This window comes from Pseudomonas sp. NUPR-001, assembly GCF_052147955.1.
Lineage (GTDB): Bacteria > Pseudomonadota > Gammaproteobacteria > Pseudomonadales > Pseudomonadaceae > Aquipseudomonas.
In genome coordinates, this window is the sequence record NZ_CP197353.1 from 5,406,353 (window position 1) to 5,422,639 (window position 16,287).

Consider the following 16,287-nt stretch of genomic DNA (forward strand, 5'->3'; position numbering starts at 1 on the left):
TGAAAAGCCTGCCGGTCGGATTGCTGGGTATTGAGGAAAACACATGTCGCCCTGGCTGACAGTAGTAGGTATCGGTGAAGACGGTTTCAGTGGCCTGGGCAAGAATGCCCGGCGGGCGCTGCTGGGTGCTTCGCGGGTGTTCGGCAGCCAGCGCCAGCTCGATTTGCTGCCGCGCTGCATCGGCGGCGAGCGCCTGTTGTGGCCCAGTCCGTTTTCCCTGAGCCCGGTGCTGGCCCTGCGCGGTGAGCCGGTGTGTGTATTGGCCAGTGGTGATCCGATGTTCTTCGGCGTCGGCGCCAGCCTTGCACGTCAGCTCGATGCGCATGAGCTGAATGTACTGCCGATGCCCTCCTCCTGTGCGCTGGCCGCCGCGCGCCTGGGCTGGCCGTTGCAGGAAGTCATCACAGTGTCGCTGGTGGCGCGTCCGCTGGCCGCGCTCAATGCCCATCTCTACAGCGGTGTGCGCCTGCTGGTACTGAGCAACGATGGCAGCAGCCCGGCAGCGGTCGCGGCACTGCTGCGTGAACGTGGCTTTGGGCCGAGCCGCCTGCAGGTCTTTGAACACCTGGGCGGCAGCACCGAGCGCTGCCTTGAAGGCACGGCCGAGCACTGGCCGCACACACAGGTTGCCGCCTTGAACCTGATCGCCATCGAGTGCCAGGCCAGTGCTGATGCGCCGCGCCTGTCGCCGCTGGCCGGCCTTGCCGACAGCGCCTTCAAGCATGACGGCCAACTGACCAAACGCGATGTGCGCGCCATCACCCTGGCGCGTTTGGCACCGCAGCCGGGCGAGCTACTTTGGGACGTCGGCGCCGGTAGCGGTTCGATTGGCATCGAGTGGATGCGCGCTCATCCCAGTTGCCGCGCTCTGGCGATTGAGTCCGATGAGGGCCGTCAGGCGCTGATCGAGCACAACCGCGATGCCCTTGGCGTGCCCGGTCTGCAACTGATTCGCGGCCGTGCGCCGCAAGCCCTGGCTGGGCTGGAGCGCCCGGATGCGATCTTCATCGGCGGCGGTGTGACCCGCGAAGGCGTGCTTGAGCAGTGCTGGCAACAGCTGCGTCCGGGCGGCCGCCTGGTCGCCAATGCCGTGACCCTGCAAAGCGAACTGACCCTGGTCAACTGGCGCGAGCAGCATGGCGGCGAACTGACCCGCATCCACATCGCCCAAGCCCAGCCATTGGGTGAGTTCGACACCTGGCGCCAGGCCTTGCCGATCACCTTGCTAGAAGCGATCAAGCCCGCCGATGCGTGACGAGACCCAGGAACACCCCGCCCCCCTGCGCAGCGGTTTGACCACCGGCAGTTGCGCCACCGCCACCAGCCTGGCCGCTGCCCGCCTGCTGCTGACCGGCAGCGCCAGCGACGCCGTAGAGATCACCTTGCCGAAAGGCAAACAGGTGCAGATGCGCCTGGAGTTCTGTCGCCTGCATGAAGACGGAGCCGAGGCCGGCACCCTCAAAGATGCAGGCGACGACCCGGATGTTACCCATGGCGCCCTGCTTTACAGTGGCGTGCGCCTGCAGGCCGAGCCCGGCGTGCGCTTTGTCGCCGGTAAAGGCGTCGGCACCGTGACCCGCCCAGGCCTGGTGCTGGCGGTGGGCGAGCCGGCCATCAACCCGGTGCCACGGCGAATGATCAGCGAACACCTACAACGGCTGGCCGAAGAATGTGGCTATGGCGGCGGCTTCGAAGTCACGGTGAATGTGCAGGATGGCGAAAGCCTGGCGCTGAAAACCATGAACCCGCGCCTGGGCATTCTTGGCGGCCTGTCGATTCTGGGCACCAGCGGTATTGTCCGACCGTTCTCCTGTTCGGCCTACATCGCCTCGATCCACCAGGGTATCGATGTGGCGAAAACCAACGGCTACCTGCACATCGCTGCCTGCACCGGCAACGCCAGCGAAGACACCATGCGCCGGGTCTACAACCTGCCGGAAATCGCCCTGATCGAGATGGGCGACTTTGTCGGCGCAGTGCTCAAACACCTGCGCAAGGTCCCGGTGGACAAACTCAGCCTGTGCGGCGGCTTCGGCAAAATCAGCAAGTTGGCGGCCGGGCACATGGACCTGCACAGCCGCCACTCCAGCATCGACCTGCCGCAACTGGCGCAGTGGGCGGCAGCCATCGGCGCCGACAGCGAGCTGCAAGCGGCGATCTGCCAGGCCAACACCAGCCAGCAGGCCTTGGCCCTGGCCAGTGCTGCCGGTATTGCCTTGGGTGATGCGGTGTGTGCCCATGCGTTGGCGTTTGCACAAAGCGTGGTGCCGCCCGAGGTCCAAGTAGAAGTGTTCGCCATCGACCGCCAAGGCGGCATCGTCGGCCACGCCGCCGCTCCTACAGAGTGTGGGAAATGACTCGAATCTTGCTGCTTGGCGGAGTTACCGAAGCCCTGGCCATCGCCCGCACGCTTGGCCCCGAGCATGTCTACAGCCTGGCCGGCATCGGCCGGGTACCCAGCGATCTGAACTGCCAGGTCCGGATCGGTGGTTTTGGCGGTGCCGAGGGTTTAGCGGCGTATCTGCGCGCAGAGAACATCGACCTGTTGATTGACGCCACGCACCCTTACGCCGCCCGAATCAGCGCCAACGCCGCCCGCGCGTCACAGCTCAGCGGCGTACCCTGCTGGGCCCTGCGACGCCCGGCGTGGCAAGCGCAGGCCGGTGATGACTGGCGCGAAGTGGCTGACTGGGCCGAACTGATCGAAGCCCTGCGTCCGTTTCAGCGCCCGCTGTTCACCCTTGGCCGTGAGCCGTTGCAGCACCTGGAGGAGATCCCGCCGCAACAGTTCTGGACCTTGCGCGCCCTGGAGGCCTGCCCCGGTAACGAACGCTGCGAAGTGATCGGCGCCCGCGGCCCGTTCCTGCTTGAGGACGAGCGCAGGCTGTTTGAACGTCGGCAGATTGATGTGTTGATCAGCAAGAACAGCGGCAGCGCTGCGACCGAGCCCAAGCTCGACGTTGCGCGTGAGCGTGGGGTGCCGGTATTGATTCTGAAACGGCCTGAGTTGCCAGTGGTGGACAGGGAATTTTTCACCGTCGATACCTTGAGCGCTGCGCTTGATTCACTGCGTATATCCCATTGACATATACAGCACCCAGCATAAACTCGGACATACATTAATGCTTTCCAGGGAGGCCCCCATGGATCAAGGTGCCGTCTTCAAAAGCAATCGCAGCCAGGCTATCCGCTTGCCAAAATCCGTCGCTTTTCCCGAGAACATCACGCGTGTGGATGTGGTCGCCATCGGCCGCACCCGAATCATTTCGCCTGCCGGTGAAACCTGGGACAGCTGGTTCGACGACGAGTGTGCAAGCCACGACTTCATGGTTTCGCGAGAGCAGCCTAAAGATCAGGAACGTGAAGGGTTCTGATGCTCAAGTACATGCTTGATACCAACATTTGTATCTTCACCCTCAAGAACAAGCCACACGAGGTACGCGAAGCGTTCAACCGCCGCCACGGCCAACTGTGCATCAGTACCATCACATTGATGGAGCTGATCTACGGCGCAGAGAAATCCGCTGCGCCTGAGCGCAACCTGTCTGTCGTCGAAGGCTTTGCCGCGCGCCTTGAAGTGCTCAACTATGACAGTCATGCCGCAGCCCACAGTGGCCAGCTACGCGCAGAACTGGCCAAGGCCGGAACACCGATCGGGCCCTATGACCAGATGATCGCAGGGCATGCCCGCTCGCTCGGGCTTGTGTTGGTGAGTAACAATGTGCGCGAGTTCCTGCGTGTCCCTGGACTACGTGTGGAAGACTGGTTAAACCCCGCCAATTAGCGGGATCACCATCGTAGGAGCGGGCTTGCCCCGCGATCCCTTCACCATAATCAGATATTTCTGATTACCCCAGCTGCCGCCCCCTGACTTACACTGCCCGTTCCTCCCTGAAAGAATTCGCCCATATGGAAATGCAATGGTGGATCTGGCTGGTATTCGGGTTCGGCCTGGTTGTGCTGGAACTCGTATTACCAACCTTCTTTATTCTCTGGTTCGGCATCGGTGCGGTGCTGGTGTCGTTCATCGCCTACCTGGTGCCCAGCCTGCAGCTCGACATGCAGGTACTGCTGTGGGTGGTGCTGTCGTCGATCACCACGCTGCTGTGGTTCAAGGTGTTTCGCAAGAAGAAACCGGACACCCGCTGGACTGCTGACAATGTCCTCGGCGAGGTCGGCCTGCTGACTGCAGCCGTCTCCGAGTTCCACAAGGGTCGCGTGCGTTTCCAGAAGCCCATTCTCGGCAACGAGGAATGGATCTGCATTGCCGATACCGACATCCCCTCGGGCGAGCGCGTCCGCCTCACTGCCATCGAAGGCAATACTGCCCGGGTTACCCGGGCCTGATCAGCACAAGGAAACTTTGACTCATGACCAGCCTCATCGTCGCCGGCACACTCGCCGCGTTCGTCCTCATTACCCTGTTCAAAGGGGTACGCATCGTGCCTCAGGGCGAAGAGTGGATCGTCGAACGCCTGGGTCGCTACCAGGCCACCCTCAAGCCCGGCCTGAACATCGTCATTCCCTACATGGACGTGGTCGCCTACCGCCTGCCGACCAAAGACATGATCCTCGATGTGCAGCAACAGGAAATCATCACCCGTGACAACGCGGTGATCGTCGCCAACGCCCTGTGCTTTGCCAAGGTCGTCGATCCGCAGAAAGCTGCGTACGGCGTGCAGGATTTCAGCTACGCCGTGACCAGCCTGACCATGACCTCGCTGCGTGCCATTGTCGGTGCCATGGACCTCGACGAAGCGCTGTCCAGCCGCGAACAGATCAAGGCCCGCCTGCGCGAAGCGATGTCGGAGCAGACCGAAGACTGGGGCGTGACGGTACGTTCGGTGGAAATCCAGGACATCAAGCCTTCGGAAAACATGCAGTCGGCCATGGAGCGTCAGGCCGCTGCCGAGCGTGAGCGTAAAGCCGATGTCACCCGTGCAGAAGGCGCCAAGCAGGCTGCGATTCTGGAGGCCGAGGCACGCCTGCAATCGGCCAAGCTGGATGCCGAAGCGCAGATCAACCTGGCCGAAGCCTCGGCGCGCGCGATCTCCCTGGTGAAAGACGCCGTTGGCAACGAAATCACCCCGGCCATGTACCTGCTGGGCGAACGCTACATCGGCGCCATGGAAAACCTGGCGGGTAGCGAAAACGCCAAAGTCGTAGTGCTGCCTGCCGACCTGCAAGAAACCGTGCGCGGCCTGATGGGGCGCAACAAAGCCGTCTGATCACAGTGAGTGTGTGGGCTTGCTGTAATACCCTGTGGGAGCGGGCTTGCCCCGCGATGCGATGTGGCTGACAAATCGCATCGCGGGGCAAGTCGGGTCGCCGCACCGCCGCTCCCACAGAGGCCGCCGCGACATTTCATCGCATGCCTGGGTTTTTTACATATACTTTCAACTCTGGCTAAATAGCCATCACTCGATTCCTGACCGGATCTTTCCATGCCCTCACATCGGCTTGCCCATGCCTGGATTGCCTGCTTTGCAGTGCTGTTCAATCTGCTGGCCATGCCGTTGTCTGCCGCCGCGCCGAAAAGCCAGGCGGAACAACTACTCTGGGGTACGTTCTGCTCCACCGGCGGCACCAAGCTAATCGCCATTTCCCTCGGCTCGCCCGACGGCACCCGGCAAAACGATGACCACTCGACCATGCAACACTGCTGGTGTTGCTCCGGCGCCGCGCCACTGTTGGCATTGCCAGGGCAGCCTCCACGCTTGCTGTTGCCTACCCAGGACTTTGCCCGCCCCAAGGCCGTGCTTGTCGCCAATCAGCCGACGCCACGCCAACTGTGGCCAGCGCTGAACCCGCGCGCCTCCCCTCTAGCCTGACTTCACGACGCCGCCTGTTGCGAACCTGAATCGACTGGAGAATCACCATGTTCAAAAACGCCCTGCTGCTGGCCGCTCTGCTGCTGCCTGCCACCTTTGCCAACGCCCACGAATACACCAAGGGTGACCTGCATATCGCCCACCCGTGGTCGCAGGAACTGCCGCCCAACGCCCCCAACGTGGCTGCGTACTTTGTCGTTCACAACAACGGCAGCAGCGCCGACACCCTGCTCAGCATCGATAGCCCGATCAGCGACGACGTGCAGTTGCATGAGCATGTGCACAAGGACGGCCTGATGAAGATGCAGCAGGTGCAACGCGTGGAAGTACCTGCAGGCAAAGACCTGGTGTTCGCCCCCGGTGCCTACCATGTGATGTTGATGCAACCCAAGGACCGCAGCCTGCTCAGCGACGGCAAACGCTTCCCGATGACCCTGCATTTCGAAAAAGCCGGTGACGTCACCGTCGATGTCGCCGTGCAGAAGCAGGCCCCCGAAGGTGAAGCGCACAGCCACTGACCGCTGACTGAACGCTGCTCACCATGAGCATCGCCCGCAGCAGCCGCTCCCGCCCCGCACGCCCCGACTCCAGAAGGGTTCGTGGCAGCTGGCTGAGCCTGTTCGCCATGTTGATGATCTTCATCGGCCCACTGGTTTCCCAGTCGATGCCGATGGATCACCGTGCCATGTCGAAAGACATGAACATGAGCATGGCGATGGACAGCAGTGCCGATTGCCACAGCGACGGCCAGCACACGGATAGCGCTTCGCTGCATGTGATCTGGGAGAAGTGCGGCTACTGCAGCCTGTTCTTCCACTGCCCGGCCCTGCCCCAGGCCCTGAGCCTGCTGAACACCGAGGCGGCTCCTGCCAGCAGCACACTGATCACCCTGACCCGCCAGGGCTATGCCCGGCACACCGTGTTTCCCGGGGCCCTGACCCGCGCGCCACCTGCCTTCATCGTCGTCTGAAATCACCTGTTGCGTTCGTGGGTTCGGCACGCTGCCGATGGCCCACTGCGCCCTTATGACTGATCGATGTTGGAATCACTATGTCCGGCTGTACTGCTGTGTTTCGTTTGTCCCTGCGCGGGACCCTTGCCGTGATCTGCGGCACCTTGCTCAGCCCCCTGGCCCTGGCCGCCAGCGAGCACGAGGAGCATCGTCATGATCAAAATGAGTTGAGCCCGACGGTCATCACTGCGGTCGCGCCCAGTTCACCGCTGACCATCGTCACCAACCCGAAAGACCCACGCCAACCCGTACCGGCCAGCGATGGCGCCGACTACCTGAAAACCATCCCAGGCTTCTCGGCGATCCGCGCTGGCGGCACCAATGGCGACCCGGTGCTGCGCGGCATGTTCGGCTCACGCCTGAACATCCTCACCAATGGCGGCGTAATGCTTGGCGCCTGCCCAAACCGCATGGACGCCCCCACCTCCTACATTTCGCCAGAAACCTACGACCGGCTGACCGTGATCAAAGGCCCGCAAAGCGTGATCTGGGGGCCGGGCGCATCTGCCGGGACCATCCTCTTCGACCGCGACCCGGAGAAATTCGGCGAGCTCGGTAGCCGGGTCAACGCCAGCCTGCTGACCGGTTCCAATGGCCGCTTCGACAAGCTCGTCGACGCTGCTGCCGGTGGCCAGCTGGGTTATGTGCGGGTAGTCGGCAACCAGTCACACTCCGATGACTATGAAGACGGCAATGGCGACACCGTGCCGTCGCGCTGGGACAAGTGGAACGGTGATGTTGCACTGGGCTGGACACCGGATGCCGACACCCTGGTGGAGCTCACCGCCGGCAAAGGTGATGGTGAAGCCCGTTACGCCGGGCGTGGCATGGACGGCTCGCAGTTCAAGCGCGAAAGCCTGGGCCTGCGTTTTGAAAAGTCCAACATCGGCGAGGTGTGGGACAAGCTCGAGGCCCAGGTCTACTACAACTACGCCGACCACGTGATGGACAACTACACCCTGCGCACGCCCTCGGGCATGGGCATGATGGGTTCGCCGATGGTCAGCAACGTTGACCGTCGTACCTTGGGCGGCCGGGTAAAAGGCACCTGGCGTTGGAGCGAATTGCAGTTGATCGCTGGCGTTGATGCGCAGACCAACGAGCACCGTCAGCGCGGCGGCATGGGCATCGACGTGCACAAGCAAATGCCCTGGACCAAAGACGCCGATTTCCACAACTACGGCATGTTTGCCGAGCTGACCTGGTATGCCGCCGATCAAGACCGCGTCATCACTGGCGCACGCCTGGACCGCGCCTCGGCCAAAGACTACCGGGAAACCAGTGCCACCCGTGACGACACCCGTGCCGATACCCTGCCCAGTGGCTTTGTTCGCTACGAGCATGACCTCGCTGACCTCCCGGCCACCACCTACGTCGGCCTTGGCCACGCCGAGCGCTTCCCGGATTACTGGGAGCTGTTTTCGCCCAAGTCGGGGCCAGCCGGTTCGGTCAATGCCTTCGACAGCATCAAGCCTGAGAAAACCACGCAAGTGGACTTTGGCATCCAGTACCAGACCGAAGACCTGCAGGCCTGGGCCTCGGGCTATGTCGGCCAGGTCCGCGACTACATCCTGTTCGACTACCGCACCAACATGATGGGCATGAGCAGCTCGCGGGCACAGAACATCGACGCGCGGATCATGGGTGGCGAATTGGGGGCGGCCTATAACCTGACCTCGAACTGGAAAGCTGACGCAACCCTGGCCTACGCTTGGGGCAAGAACAGCAGTGATGGCACAGCGCTGCCACAGATGCCCCCCCTTGAGAGCCGCCTGGGGCTCACCTACAGCCGTGACGATTGGAGTGCCGGGGCGTTATGGCGGGTGGTCGCCGCGCAGAATCGCATCGCCGAGAACTACGGCAACGTAGTCGGCAAAGATTATGAAAAAAGCGCAGGTTTCGGGGTGTTCTCGCTCAATGGCAGCTACCGGGTCAGCAAGCACCTCAAGCTCAGCGCGGGGGTCGATAACCTGTTCGACAAGGCTTATGCCGAACACCTGAACCTGGCGGGCAACGCCGGCTTCGGCTACCCCGCAAGCGATCCACAGGCCATCAATGAGCCAGGGCGCACGCTCTGGACCAAGGTTGACCTGAGCTTCTGATCCACCCTCGGGGCGCGATCGCCGATCGCGCCTTACCTGCACAACATGGGAGCACACCATGAGCAAAGCGCCGATTAGCTTCTACAACCTGGCCTGGCGTTGGCACTTCTATGCCGGGCTGTTTGTCGCCCCGGTCATGATCCTGCTGGCGATCACCGGGATCATCTACCTGTTCAAACCGCAACTCGACCCGTTGCTTTACCGTGACCTGATGGTGGTCGAAGCCGGGCACCACCGGCAAAGCGCCGACCACTTGCTGCAACAGGTACACACGGCTTACCCCAAGGGGCAGGTCAGCCAGTACCTGCCAGCGATTGCCGCCGACCGTAGCGCACAGTTCGTGGTCAAAGATGCCGGGCGTGAACTGAACGTGTTCATCAACCCCTATGACGGCACACTGCTGGGTGAGCAGGACGCAAAAAGCAACCTGCAAGCGGTCGCCCGTGCCCTGCATGGCGAGCTGATGATTGGCACCGTCGGTGATCGACTGGTGGAACTGGCCGCTGGCTGGGGCATCGTGCTGGTGGTGTCCGGGTTGTACCTGTGGTGGCCACGCGGCAAGAGCAGCGCGGGCGTGCTGTGGCCGCGCCTGAATGCCCGTGGGCGCCTGCTGTGGCGCGACCTGCATGCCGTCACCGGTTTCTGGGGCTCGGCCCTGTTGCTGCTGATGTTGCTCAGCGGCATGACCTGGACCGGCTTCTGGGGCGCGAAGTACGCCGATGTCTGGAACCGCTTCCCTGCCGCCATGTGGAACGATGTGCCGCACTCCGACCAACAGGCCCGCGAACTCAACAGCGCAACGCGCCAGACCGTCCCCTGGGCAGTGGAAAACACCCCGATGCCGCAGTCGGGTGCGCATGCCGAGCATGCCGGGCATTCGATGGCCTCAAGTGCCCCGGCGGCCCCGCAAGTCAGCCTGCAGCAGATTCAAGAACTGGCGGCTACCCGTGCGGTGGTGCCGGGCTACAGCATCACCCTGCCCACCAGCGCTGACGGCGTTTACACCATCGCCGTGTTTGCCGACGACCCGCGCAACGACGCCACCCTGCATGTCGACCAGTACACCGGCAAGGTGCTGGTGGATGTGCGCTGGCAAGACTACAACGGCGTTGCCCGCGCCACGGAAGTGGGGGTGATGCTGCATGAGGGCAAGATGTTCGGCCCGCTGAACCAGATCATCGTGTTGCTGATTTGTTTGATGATTCTGCTCGGTTCGGTCAGTGGCCTGGTGATGTGGTGGAAACGTCGGCCTGAAGGTGGCCTGGGTGTGCCGCCGCTGCGCCATGATTTGCCGAAATGGAAGACGGCGATAGTGATCATGGTTGCGTTGGGTGTGGTGTTTCCGTTGGTGGGCGTTTCGTTGCTGGCTGTGTGGGTGCTGGATTGGGGGGTGTGGTCGCGCCGAATGAAGACTGCTTGAGCGGTGGATAAATCTTTTCGCGGGGCAAGCCCGCTCCTACGGCATTTCTTCGGTGGGAGCGGGCTTGCCCCGCGATGGTGGTCTGTCTGGTGGATCGTCTCGCGGGGCAAGCCCGCTCCTACCGGCTGAGCTGCTACCATAGCGGCCCGCTTTCGCCAGGATTGTCATGAGTACCCTGAGTATCAGCGACCTGCACTGGTCGCCACTGGGCCACGGCCATTGTCATCACCAGTTCCAACTGCACGCGGTCGATCTGCAGGTCAGGGCGGGAGAGTTCGTCGGTTTGATCGGCCCCAACGGCAGCGGTAAAACCAGCCTGCTGCGCTGCGCGTACCGCTTCAATAAACCTGAACGCGGCGTGGTGCGCCTGGATGATCACGACCTCTGGCGTCAGTCGCCCCGTTGGTGTGCGCAACGCATTGCCGTGGTGCTGCAGGAGTTTCCCGATGCCTTCGGCCTGAATGTCGAGGAGGTCGTGGCCATGGGCCGCACCCCGCACAAGGGGCTGTTCGACGGCGACACCGAGGCAGACCGGCAGTTGGTCAAATCCGCGCTGCAGGCAGTCGGTCTGGACGGCTTTGATGACCATGCCTTTGCCAGCCTTTCGGGGGGCGAAAAGCAGCGGGTGATTCTCGCCCGCGCCCTGGTTCAGCAACCGCAGGTGTTGATCCTCGATGAGCCCACCAATCACCTCGACCCACGCTATCAGCTGGAGCTGTTGCAGCAAGTGCGCCGCCTGGGCATCGGCACCCTGGCCAGCATTCATGACCTGAACCTGGCGGCGGCCTTCTGTGATCGCCTGTACGTGCTGGATCACGGGCGCATCGTCGCCAGCGGTACTCCCAGCGAGGTGCTGACCACCGACTTGCTGCTCGACGTCTTCGGTGTACAAGCACTGATTGACCGCCACCCCCTCGCCGACCACCCACGCCTTACCTGGATAACCCAGCGATGATTCGAACGACCTTGCTGCTGCTCGCCCTGCTGGCCAGCACCAGTGCTTTCGCCCAGGCCACCCAGTACCCGCTGACGGTACAAAGCTGCAACCGCCAGGTGACCTTCAACAAAGCACCCGAGCACGCCCTCAGCCACGACATCAACATGACGCAGATGATGCTCGCACTCGGCCTGCGTCAGCGCATGGTCGGCTACAGCGGTGTCAGTGGCTGGAAAGCGGTCACCCCGGAACTGAGCAAGGCACTCGACGGTTTACCGGAGCTGGCCAGCAAGTACCCTTCGGTGGAAACCCTGCTCAACGCCAATGTCGATTTCTTCTTCGCCGGCTGGGACTACGGCATGCGCGTCGGCGGTGACCTCACCCCGCAAACCCTGGCACCGCTGAACATTCCGGTGTACGAGTTGACCGAGTCCTGTGCCTTCGTGATGAAGCGTGCGGCCGCCAGCCTCGACGACACCTATAACGACCTGCGTAACCTCGGCAAGATTTTCGATGTACAAGCGCGTGCCGAACAGTTGATCGGTCAGATGCAGCAACGCATTGCCGTGGTTCAACAGGCACTGCCAGCACAACGCCCACGGGTGTTTCTGTATGACAGCGGTGAAGACCGCGCCATGACCTCCGGCCGCCTGGGCATGCCCCAGGCGCTGATCGAAGCGGCGGGTGGCCGTAACGTGCTCGACGATATCGACGCCAGTTGGACCCGGGTGAACTGGGAAAGTGTGGTCGAGCGCAACCCCGAAGTGATCGTCATCGTCGACTATGGCGAGATCAGCGCAGCGCAAAAACGTGCCTTCCTCGAACAGCACCCGGCGTTGCAGTCGGTGTCGGCGATCCGTCATCAGCGCTTCGTGGTCATCCCGTACGTGGCCGCCACACCGAGCCTGGAAAACGTCGACGCCATCGAAACCATCGCTGCCGGCTTGCACGGCGCATGACTCGCTACCGCTTGCTATTGCTCGGCCTGAGCGGCCTGCTGCTGGTGTCCTGCGTGGTGTCGCTGGGCTTCGGCGCAGCGCCGGTGCCGGTAGAGGTGGTGTGGCGCGTGGTGCTGTTCAAAGTCTTCGGCATTGCCCCCGAAACGCCAGCCTGGAGCACCGGCCAGGAGCACATCGTCTGGCTGATTCGAGTGCCGCGCATGCTCCTTGCCGCCCTGGTCGGCGGTGGCCTGGCGATGATCGGTGCGGTGTTGCAGGCGGTCACGCGCAACCCGCTGGCTGATCCGCACCTGCTCGGCGTCACCTCCGGTGCGACCCTCGGCGCGGTGCTGGTGGTGTTGCATATCGGTGAAGTGCTGGGCGTACTGACCCTGCCACTGGCCGCCTTTATCGGCGCGCTGTGTAGCATGCTGCTGGTGCTGGCGATTGCCAGCCGCGGCGGTCGCCTGGACAGCGACCGCCTGCTGCTGTGCGGCGTGGCAGTGGCGTTTGTGATGATGGCAGTGGCCAACCTATTGCTGTTTCTCGGCGATCACCGCGCCAGTTCGGCGGTGATGTTCTGGATGCTCGGCGGCCTGGGCCTGGCGCGTTGGGAACTGCTGCCGATCCCGGCGCTCAGCGTGTTGCTCGGCTTGACCCTGCTGCTCGGCATGGCACGGGCGCTCAATGCGCTGATGGCCGGTGAGCAGACGGCGGTGACCCTCGGTTTGAATGCCCGTTCGGTACGCCTGCTGGCCTTTCTGATTTGCTCGCTGTTGACCGGGGTGCTGGTGGCGATCAGTGGCTCGATCGGCTTTGTCGGCCTGATGGTGCCGCACATTGCCCGGCGTCTGGTCGGCGCCGAACACACCCGCTTGCTGCCGGTGTGCCTGTTGCTGGGCAGCCTGTTCCTGATCTGGGTCGATGTTGCCGCCCGCACGCTGATCTCACCGGAAGACCTGCCCATCGGCATCGCCACCGCCGCGATTGGCGGCTTGTTCTTTATTGGCCTGATGCGCAAGCGTTGATCGTCGTCAAGCACGCTTTGGTCTTGAGACGTATTGTCGCGGTTGCGCCAGGAAGGCGCGTGTTAGCCTAACGCGCACAAGAGAAATGTATTACATGGAATTGCCTAGCCTATGACTGCAAACCTGCCCCCGCAACAACCCATACCTGATGAACACGAACACCTCGAACGCAGCCTGTCCAACCGCCATATCCAGCTGATCGCCATCGGTGGCGCCATCGGTACCGGGCTGTTCATGGGCTCGGGCAAAACCATCAGCCTGGCCGGTCCGTCGATCATCTTCGTCTACATGATCATCGGCTTCATGCTGTTCTTCGTCATGCGGGCGATGGGTGAGTTGCTGCTGTCGAACCTGGAATACAAGTCGTTCATCGACTTCTCCGCCGACCTGCTCGGCCCCTGGGCCGGCTATTTCACCGGCTGGACGTACTGGTTCTGCTGGATCATCACCGGCATTGCCGACGTGATCGCCATTTCCGCCTATTCACAATTCTGGTTTCCCGACTTACCACAATGGGCACCGGCGCTGGCCTGTGTCGGGCTGCTGCTGTCGCTGAACCTGATCACGGTGAAGATGTTCGGCGAGATCGAATTCTGGTTCGCCATGATCAAGATCGTCGCGATCCTGGCCCTGGTCGGTACGGGTTTGTACATGGTGCTGGTCGGCTTTGAATCGCCCGCCGGGCGTACCGCCAGCCTGACTAACCTGTGGAACGACGACGGCATGTTCCCCCATGGCCTGATGGGCTTCTTCGCCGGTTTCCAGATTGCCGTGTTCGCCTTCGTCGGTATCGAACTGGTGGGTACCACCGCTGCGGAAGCGAAGAACCCCGAGCGCACCCTGCCGCGGGCGATCAACTCGATTCCGGTGCGGATCATCGTGTTCTACGTACTGGCCCTGATCACCATCATGGTGGTGACCCCGTGGCGCGATGTGGTGCCGGGCAAGAGCCCGTTCGTTGAGCTGTTCGTGCTGGCCGGTTTGCCAGCGGCGGCGAGCATCATCAACTTCGTGGTACTGACTTCGGCGGCGTCGTCGGCCAACAGTGGCGTGTTCTCCACCAGCCGTATGCTGTTCGGTCTGGCCCAGCAAGGTGATGCACCGCGCAGTTTCGAACACCTGTCGAGCCGCAAGGTTCCGGCCAACGGCCTGTACTTCTCCTGCTCGTGCCTGTTGCTGGGTGCAGCGCTGATGTACCTGGTACCCGACTTGATTGAAGCCTTCACCTTGGTGACCACGGTGTCGGCGGTGCTGTTCATGTTCGTCTGGACACTGATTCTGCTGTCGTACCTGAGCTTTCGCAAACACCGTGCAGCCCTGCACCAGGCCTCGAACTACAAGATGCCGGGCGGGCGTTTCATGTGCTACGTGTGCTTGCTGTTCTTCGCCTTCATCCTGGTGCTGTTGAGCCTGGAAAGCGACACCCGCGCGGCGCTGATCGTGACGCCGTTGTGGTTTCTGCTGCTGGCGGTGACCTACCAGTTTGTACGTAGGGCGCGGCACGATTGAGCTGACTTTTTCGCGGGGCAAGCCCGCTCCTACAGGTGCTGTGGGAGCGGGCTTGCCCCGCGAGACTTACCCTTGCTCCACCCCCCGCAATACCGCTTCGGTCAGTGCCAAGCCTTTCTCCAATGAATTCTCCGTTGCGGTCAGCAAACTACGCAGCGGATCTTCGGCCTGTTCAAGGGCCAGCGCATTGGTTTCGTAAGCGGCCTTCAACGCGGTCACCGCGCACACTAGCGCATCCTCGGCATCCACCCCGGCAAGCACCAGGCAAGTCGGCTCATGGGCCTGATGGCAGGTACCAAAGTGTGTCGCGGCAGTCACGTGGCGGATCGGTGGATCTGGAACGATCTTCTTGAGCATGGTGCTACTCCTTGCGGCTCTCTCTAAATGTCGCTCCGCGCCCACACGCCAATATGGGTGAGCGGAGCCGTGCGGGTTGGCGTGCCGGTCAGAGATACCCGGTGAGCCCGAAGGCTCCCACACACGGCTCCGCCCATATCGGGTGCAACCATGCCGAACACAATCGCTGAGTGCGTTAGTGCTCTGTATCTCTGAACCTGGGACGCCAATCCCGTGCCGCAGAATCTACTGCGGTGCGGCACGGTACTCAACTACTGAGGATGTGTCAAAACGTTAACCCCCTGGCCAGCCCCGCAACGCCGGGCTCTCCACGCCTTACCTGGCATTTTTGTCAGTTGCGGCAATTTTCGCCCGCGCCTCAAATGTGCTCAGACCTCCCCCGGTGACCGGCCCTGCCGTTCACGCACGCCGTCTGTTCAAGCATCAGGAGCACCGCGCATGACCAGCCAGGAATCCGTCGTCACCCCCAACACTTACGCCAAGCTGTTCCCCGAGCAGCTCAGCAACACGTGCAGCCCAGAGGCACCCGAGGCCAACTGCGGGCCGATTGCCTACCTCAGTGCCTTGTACCAACAAGCCCTGTCGCTGGCCTACCTCGCGCTGACCGAAAACACTCCGTTCTACAACTGGCTGGTCGCCCGCCAGGAGCAGATCTACGGCGCTGCCTACGACGTTGTACGTTCGCTGTGCCTGGGGTGGAAGAGGCCTGGCGTTATGAAATTGGCGACTACCGGCGCGAAAGCTTCATCGACACCACGGCCTGGTTCGACAACTACAAGGGCATGCTGGCGGGCGAGTCGCTGCTGAGCAACCTGCAACACATGGAGAACCAGTTGCCGAAGACGGGCTGGGTTACGAGCCGGGCACCTGGGTGTATGAGCTGATGTTCCATGACGGACGTTATCTGCCGTTCGAGGGTACAGGGGCGATCTCGGAATGGACCCTGGAGATTCCCGGCGGCGCGGCGTGGAAGGATCCGTCGGTCATCGAGGACATTACTTTCAACATGGTGTACACGGCTAAGGCGGGGGATAGTGCGTTTACTGAGGCCGTGAACAAGTTGAAGTTGAAGTCGAGTTGATACGCGATCGCGGGGCAAGCCCGCTCCCACAGTGGGAGCGGGCTTGCCCCGCGATCAGCCGCACCACAGCCC

Annotated in this window: 20 protein-coding genes; 19 read left to right on the top strand and 1 reads right to left on the bottom strand. The window is 62.4% G+C overall.

The annotated features are described in order from the left end of the window. Positions 1-43: 43 nt before the first annotated feature. The 16 genes from cbiE (at position 44) to cycA (ending at position 14,777) form a co-directional block, all read left to right on the top strand. Positions 44-1,255 (top strand): precorrin-6y C5,15-methyltransferase (decarboxylating) subunit CbiE, encoded by a 1,212-nt coding sequence (gene cbiE, locus ACP6KB_RS24840; protein ID WP_442110083.1) that lies wholly within the window; start codon positions 44-46, stop codon positions 1,253-1,255. Continuing rightward, complete coding sequence (locus ACP6KB_RS24845) at positions 1,248-2,357, top strand: cobalt-precorrin-5B (C(1))-methyltransferase (protein ID WP_442110085.1); 1,110 nt, start codon at positions 1,248-1,250, stop codon at positions 2,355-2,357. Before cbiE ends, ACP6KB_RS24845 begins: the two co-directional genes overlap by 8 nt. Further along, complete coding sequence (locus tag ACP6KB_RS24850) at positions 2,354-3,085, top strand: cobalt-precorrin-6A reductase (RefSeq protein ID WP_442110087.1); 732 nt, start codon at positions 2,354-2,356, stop codon at positions 3,083-3,085. The genes ACP6KB_RS24845 and ACP6KB_RS24850 overlap by 4 nt, the downstream gene beginning before the upstream one ends. Before the next feature lie 58 nt (positions 3,086-3,143). Then, positions 3,144-3,374 (top strand): type II toxin-antitoxin system VapB family antitoxin, encoded by a 231-nt coding sequence (gene vapB / locus ACP6KB_RS24855; RefSeq protein ID WP_442110089.1) that lies wholly within the window; start codon positions 3,144-3,146, stop codon positions 3,372-3,374. Continuing rightward, entirely contained in the window at positions 3,374-3,784 is a 411-nt protein-coding gene (gene vapC, locus ACP6KB_RS24860; protein WP_442110091.1) for a type II toxin-antitoxin system tRNA(fMet)-specific endonuclease VapC, read from the top strand. The genes vapB and vapC overlap by 1 nt, the downstream gene beginning before the upstream one ends. A gap of 125 nt (positions 3,785-3,909) precedes the next feature. Further along, positions 3,910-4,347 carry an NfeD family protein gene (locus ACP6KB_RS24865; RefSeq protein ID WP_442110093.1) on the top strand — a complete coding sequence of 146 codons (438 nt, stop codon included), beginning with the start codon at positions 3,910-3,912 and terminating at the stop codon, positions 4,345-4,347. Positions 4,348-4,370: 23 nt separating this feature from the next. Continuing rightward, positions 4,371-5,228, top strand: coding sequence for an SPFH domain-containing protein (locus ACP6KB_RS24870; protein ID WP_442110095.1), 858 nt, complete (start codon positions 4,371-4,373; stop codon positions 5,226-5,228). A 216-nt stretch (positions 5,229-5,444) separates the two neighbouring features. Beyond that, entirely contained in the window at positions 5,445-5,831 is a 387-nt protein-coding gene (locus ACP6KB_RS24875) for a DUF2946 domain-containing protein (protein ID WP_442110097.1), read from the top strand. Positions 5,832-5,878: 47 nt separating this feature from the next. Next, positions 5,879-6,349: a copper chaperone PCu(A)C gene (locus ACP6KB_RS24880; protein WP_442110099.1), complete on the top strand. Its 471-nt coding sequence runs from the start codon at positions 5,879-5,881 to the stop codon at positions 6,347-6,349. A 23-nt stretch (positions 6,350-6,372) separates the two neighbouring features. After that, on the top strand, positions 6,373-6,801 hold the full coding sequence (locus ACP6KB_RS24885) for a DUF2946 domain-containing protein (protein ID WP_442110101.1): 429 nt from the start codon (positions 6,373-6,375) through the stop codon (positions 6,799-6,801). An 80-nt stretch (positions 6,802-6,881) separates the two neighbouring features. Further along, a complete protein-coding gene (locus ACP6KB_RS24890; RefSeq protein WP_442110103.1) occupies positions 6,882-8,945 on the top strand; it encodes a TonB-dependent copper receptor in 2,064 nt (687 codons plus the stop codon). 58 nt (positions 8,946-9,003) lie between these two features. After that, on the top strand, positions 9,004-10,365 hold the full coding sequence (locus ACP6KB_RS24895) for a PepSY-associated TM helix domain-containing protein (RefSeq protein WP_442110105.1): 1,362 nt from the start codon (positions 9,004-9,006) through the stop codon (positions 10,363-10,365). A 166-nt stretch (positions 10,366-10,531) separates the two neighbouring features. Then, complete coding sequence (locus ACP6KB_RS24900) at positions 10,532-11,320, top strand: ABC transporter ATP-binding protein (RefSeq protein ID WP_442110107.1); 789 nt, start codon at positions 10,532-10,534, stop codon at positions 11,318-11,320. Further along, on the top strand, positions 11,317-12,261 hold the full coding sequence (locus ACP6KB_RS24905) for an ABC transporter substrate-binding protein (protein ID WP_442110109.1): 945 nt from the start codon (positions 11,317-11,319) through the stop codon (positions 12,259-12,261). Before ACP6KB_RS24900 ends, ACP6KB_RS24905 begins: the two co-directional genes overlap by 4 nt. Next, positions 12,258-13,268: a FecCD family ABC transporter permease gene (locus tag ACP6KB_RS24910; RefSeq protein ID WP_442110111.1), complete on the top strand. Its 1,011-nt coding sequence runs from the start codon at positions 12,258-12,260 to the stop codon at positions 13,266-13,268. Before ACP6KB_RS24905 ends, ACP6KB_RS24910 begins: the two co-directional genes overlap by 4 nt. A gap of 111 nt (positions 13,269-13,379) precedes the next feature. After that, on the top strand, positions 13,380-14,777 hold the full coding sequence (gene cycA, locus ACP6KB_RS24915; RefSeq protein ID WP_442110113.1) for a D-serine/D-alanine/glycine transporter: 1,398 nt from the start codon (positions 13,380-13,382) through the stop codon (positions 14,775-14,777). 66 nt (positions 14,778-14,843) lie between these two features. On the opposite strand, the gene ACP6KB_RS24920 is transcribed toward cycA, so the two are convergent. Continuing rightward, the gene (locus ACP6KB_RS24920) at positions 14,844-15,134 is read right to left on the bottom strand and encodes a hypothetical protein (protein ID WP_442110115.1); all 291 of its coding nucleotides are present in this window, start codon (positions 15,132-15,134) and stop codon (positions 14,844-14,846) included. A gap of 438 nt (positions 15,135-15,572) precedes the next feature. Between ACP6KB_RS24920 and ACP6KB_RS24925 the strand changes: the two genes are divergently transcribed. From ACP6KB_RS24925 to ACP6KB_RS24935, 3 genes are read left to right on the top strand one after another with little or no spacing between them, the layout of a single operon-like run. Next, complete coding sequence (locus ACP6KB_RS24925; RefSeq protein WP_442110117.1) at positions 15,573-15,941, top strand: Tc toxin subunit A; 369 nt, start codon at positions 15,573-15,575, stop codon at positions 15,939-15,941. Further along, positions 15,881-16,018, top strand: a complete 138-nt coding sequence (locus tag ACP6KB_RS24930) for a hypothetical protein (protein WP_442114373.1) — start codon at positions 15,881-15,883, stop codon at positions 16,016-16,018. The genes ACP6KB_RS24925 and ACP6KB_RS24930 overlap by 61 nt, the downstream gene beginning before the upstream one ends. Beyond that, positions 16,018-16,215, top strand: a complete 198-nt coding sequence (locus ACP6KB_RS24935) for a hypothetical protein (protein WP_442110119.1) — start codon at positions 16,018-16,020, stop codon at positions 16,213-16,215. Before ACP6KB_RS24930 ends, ACP6KB_RS24935 begins: the two co-directional genes overlap by 1 nt. Positions 16,216-16,287 lie beyond the last annotated feature (72 nt).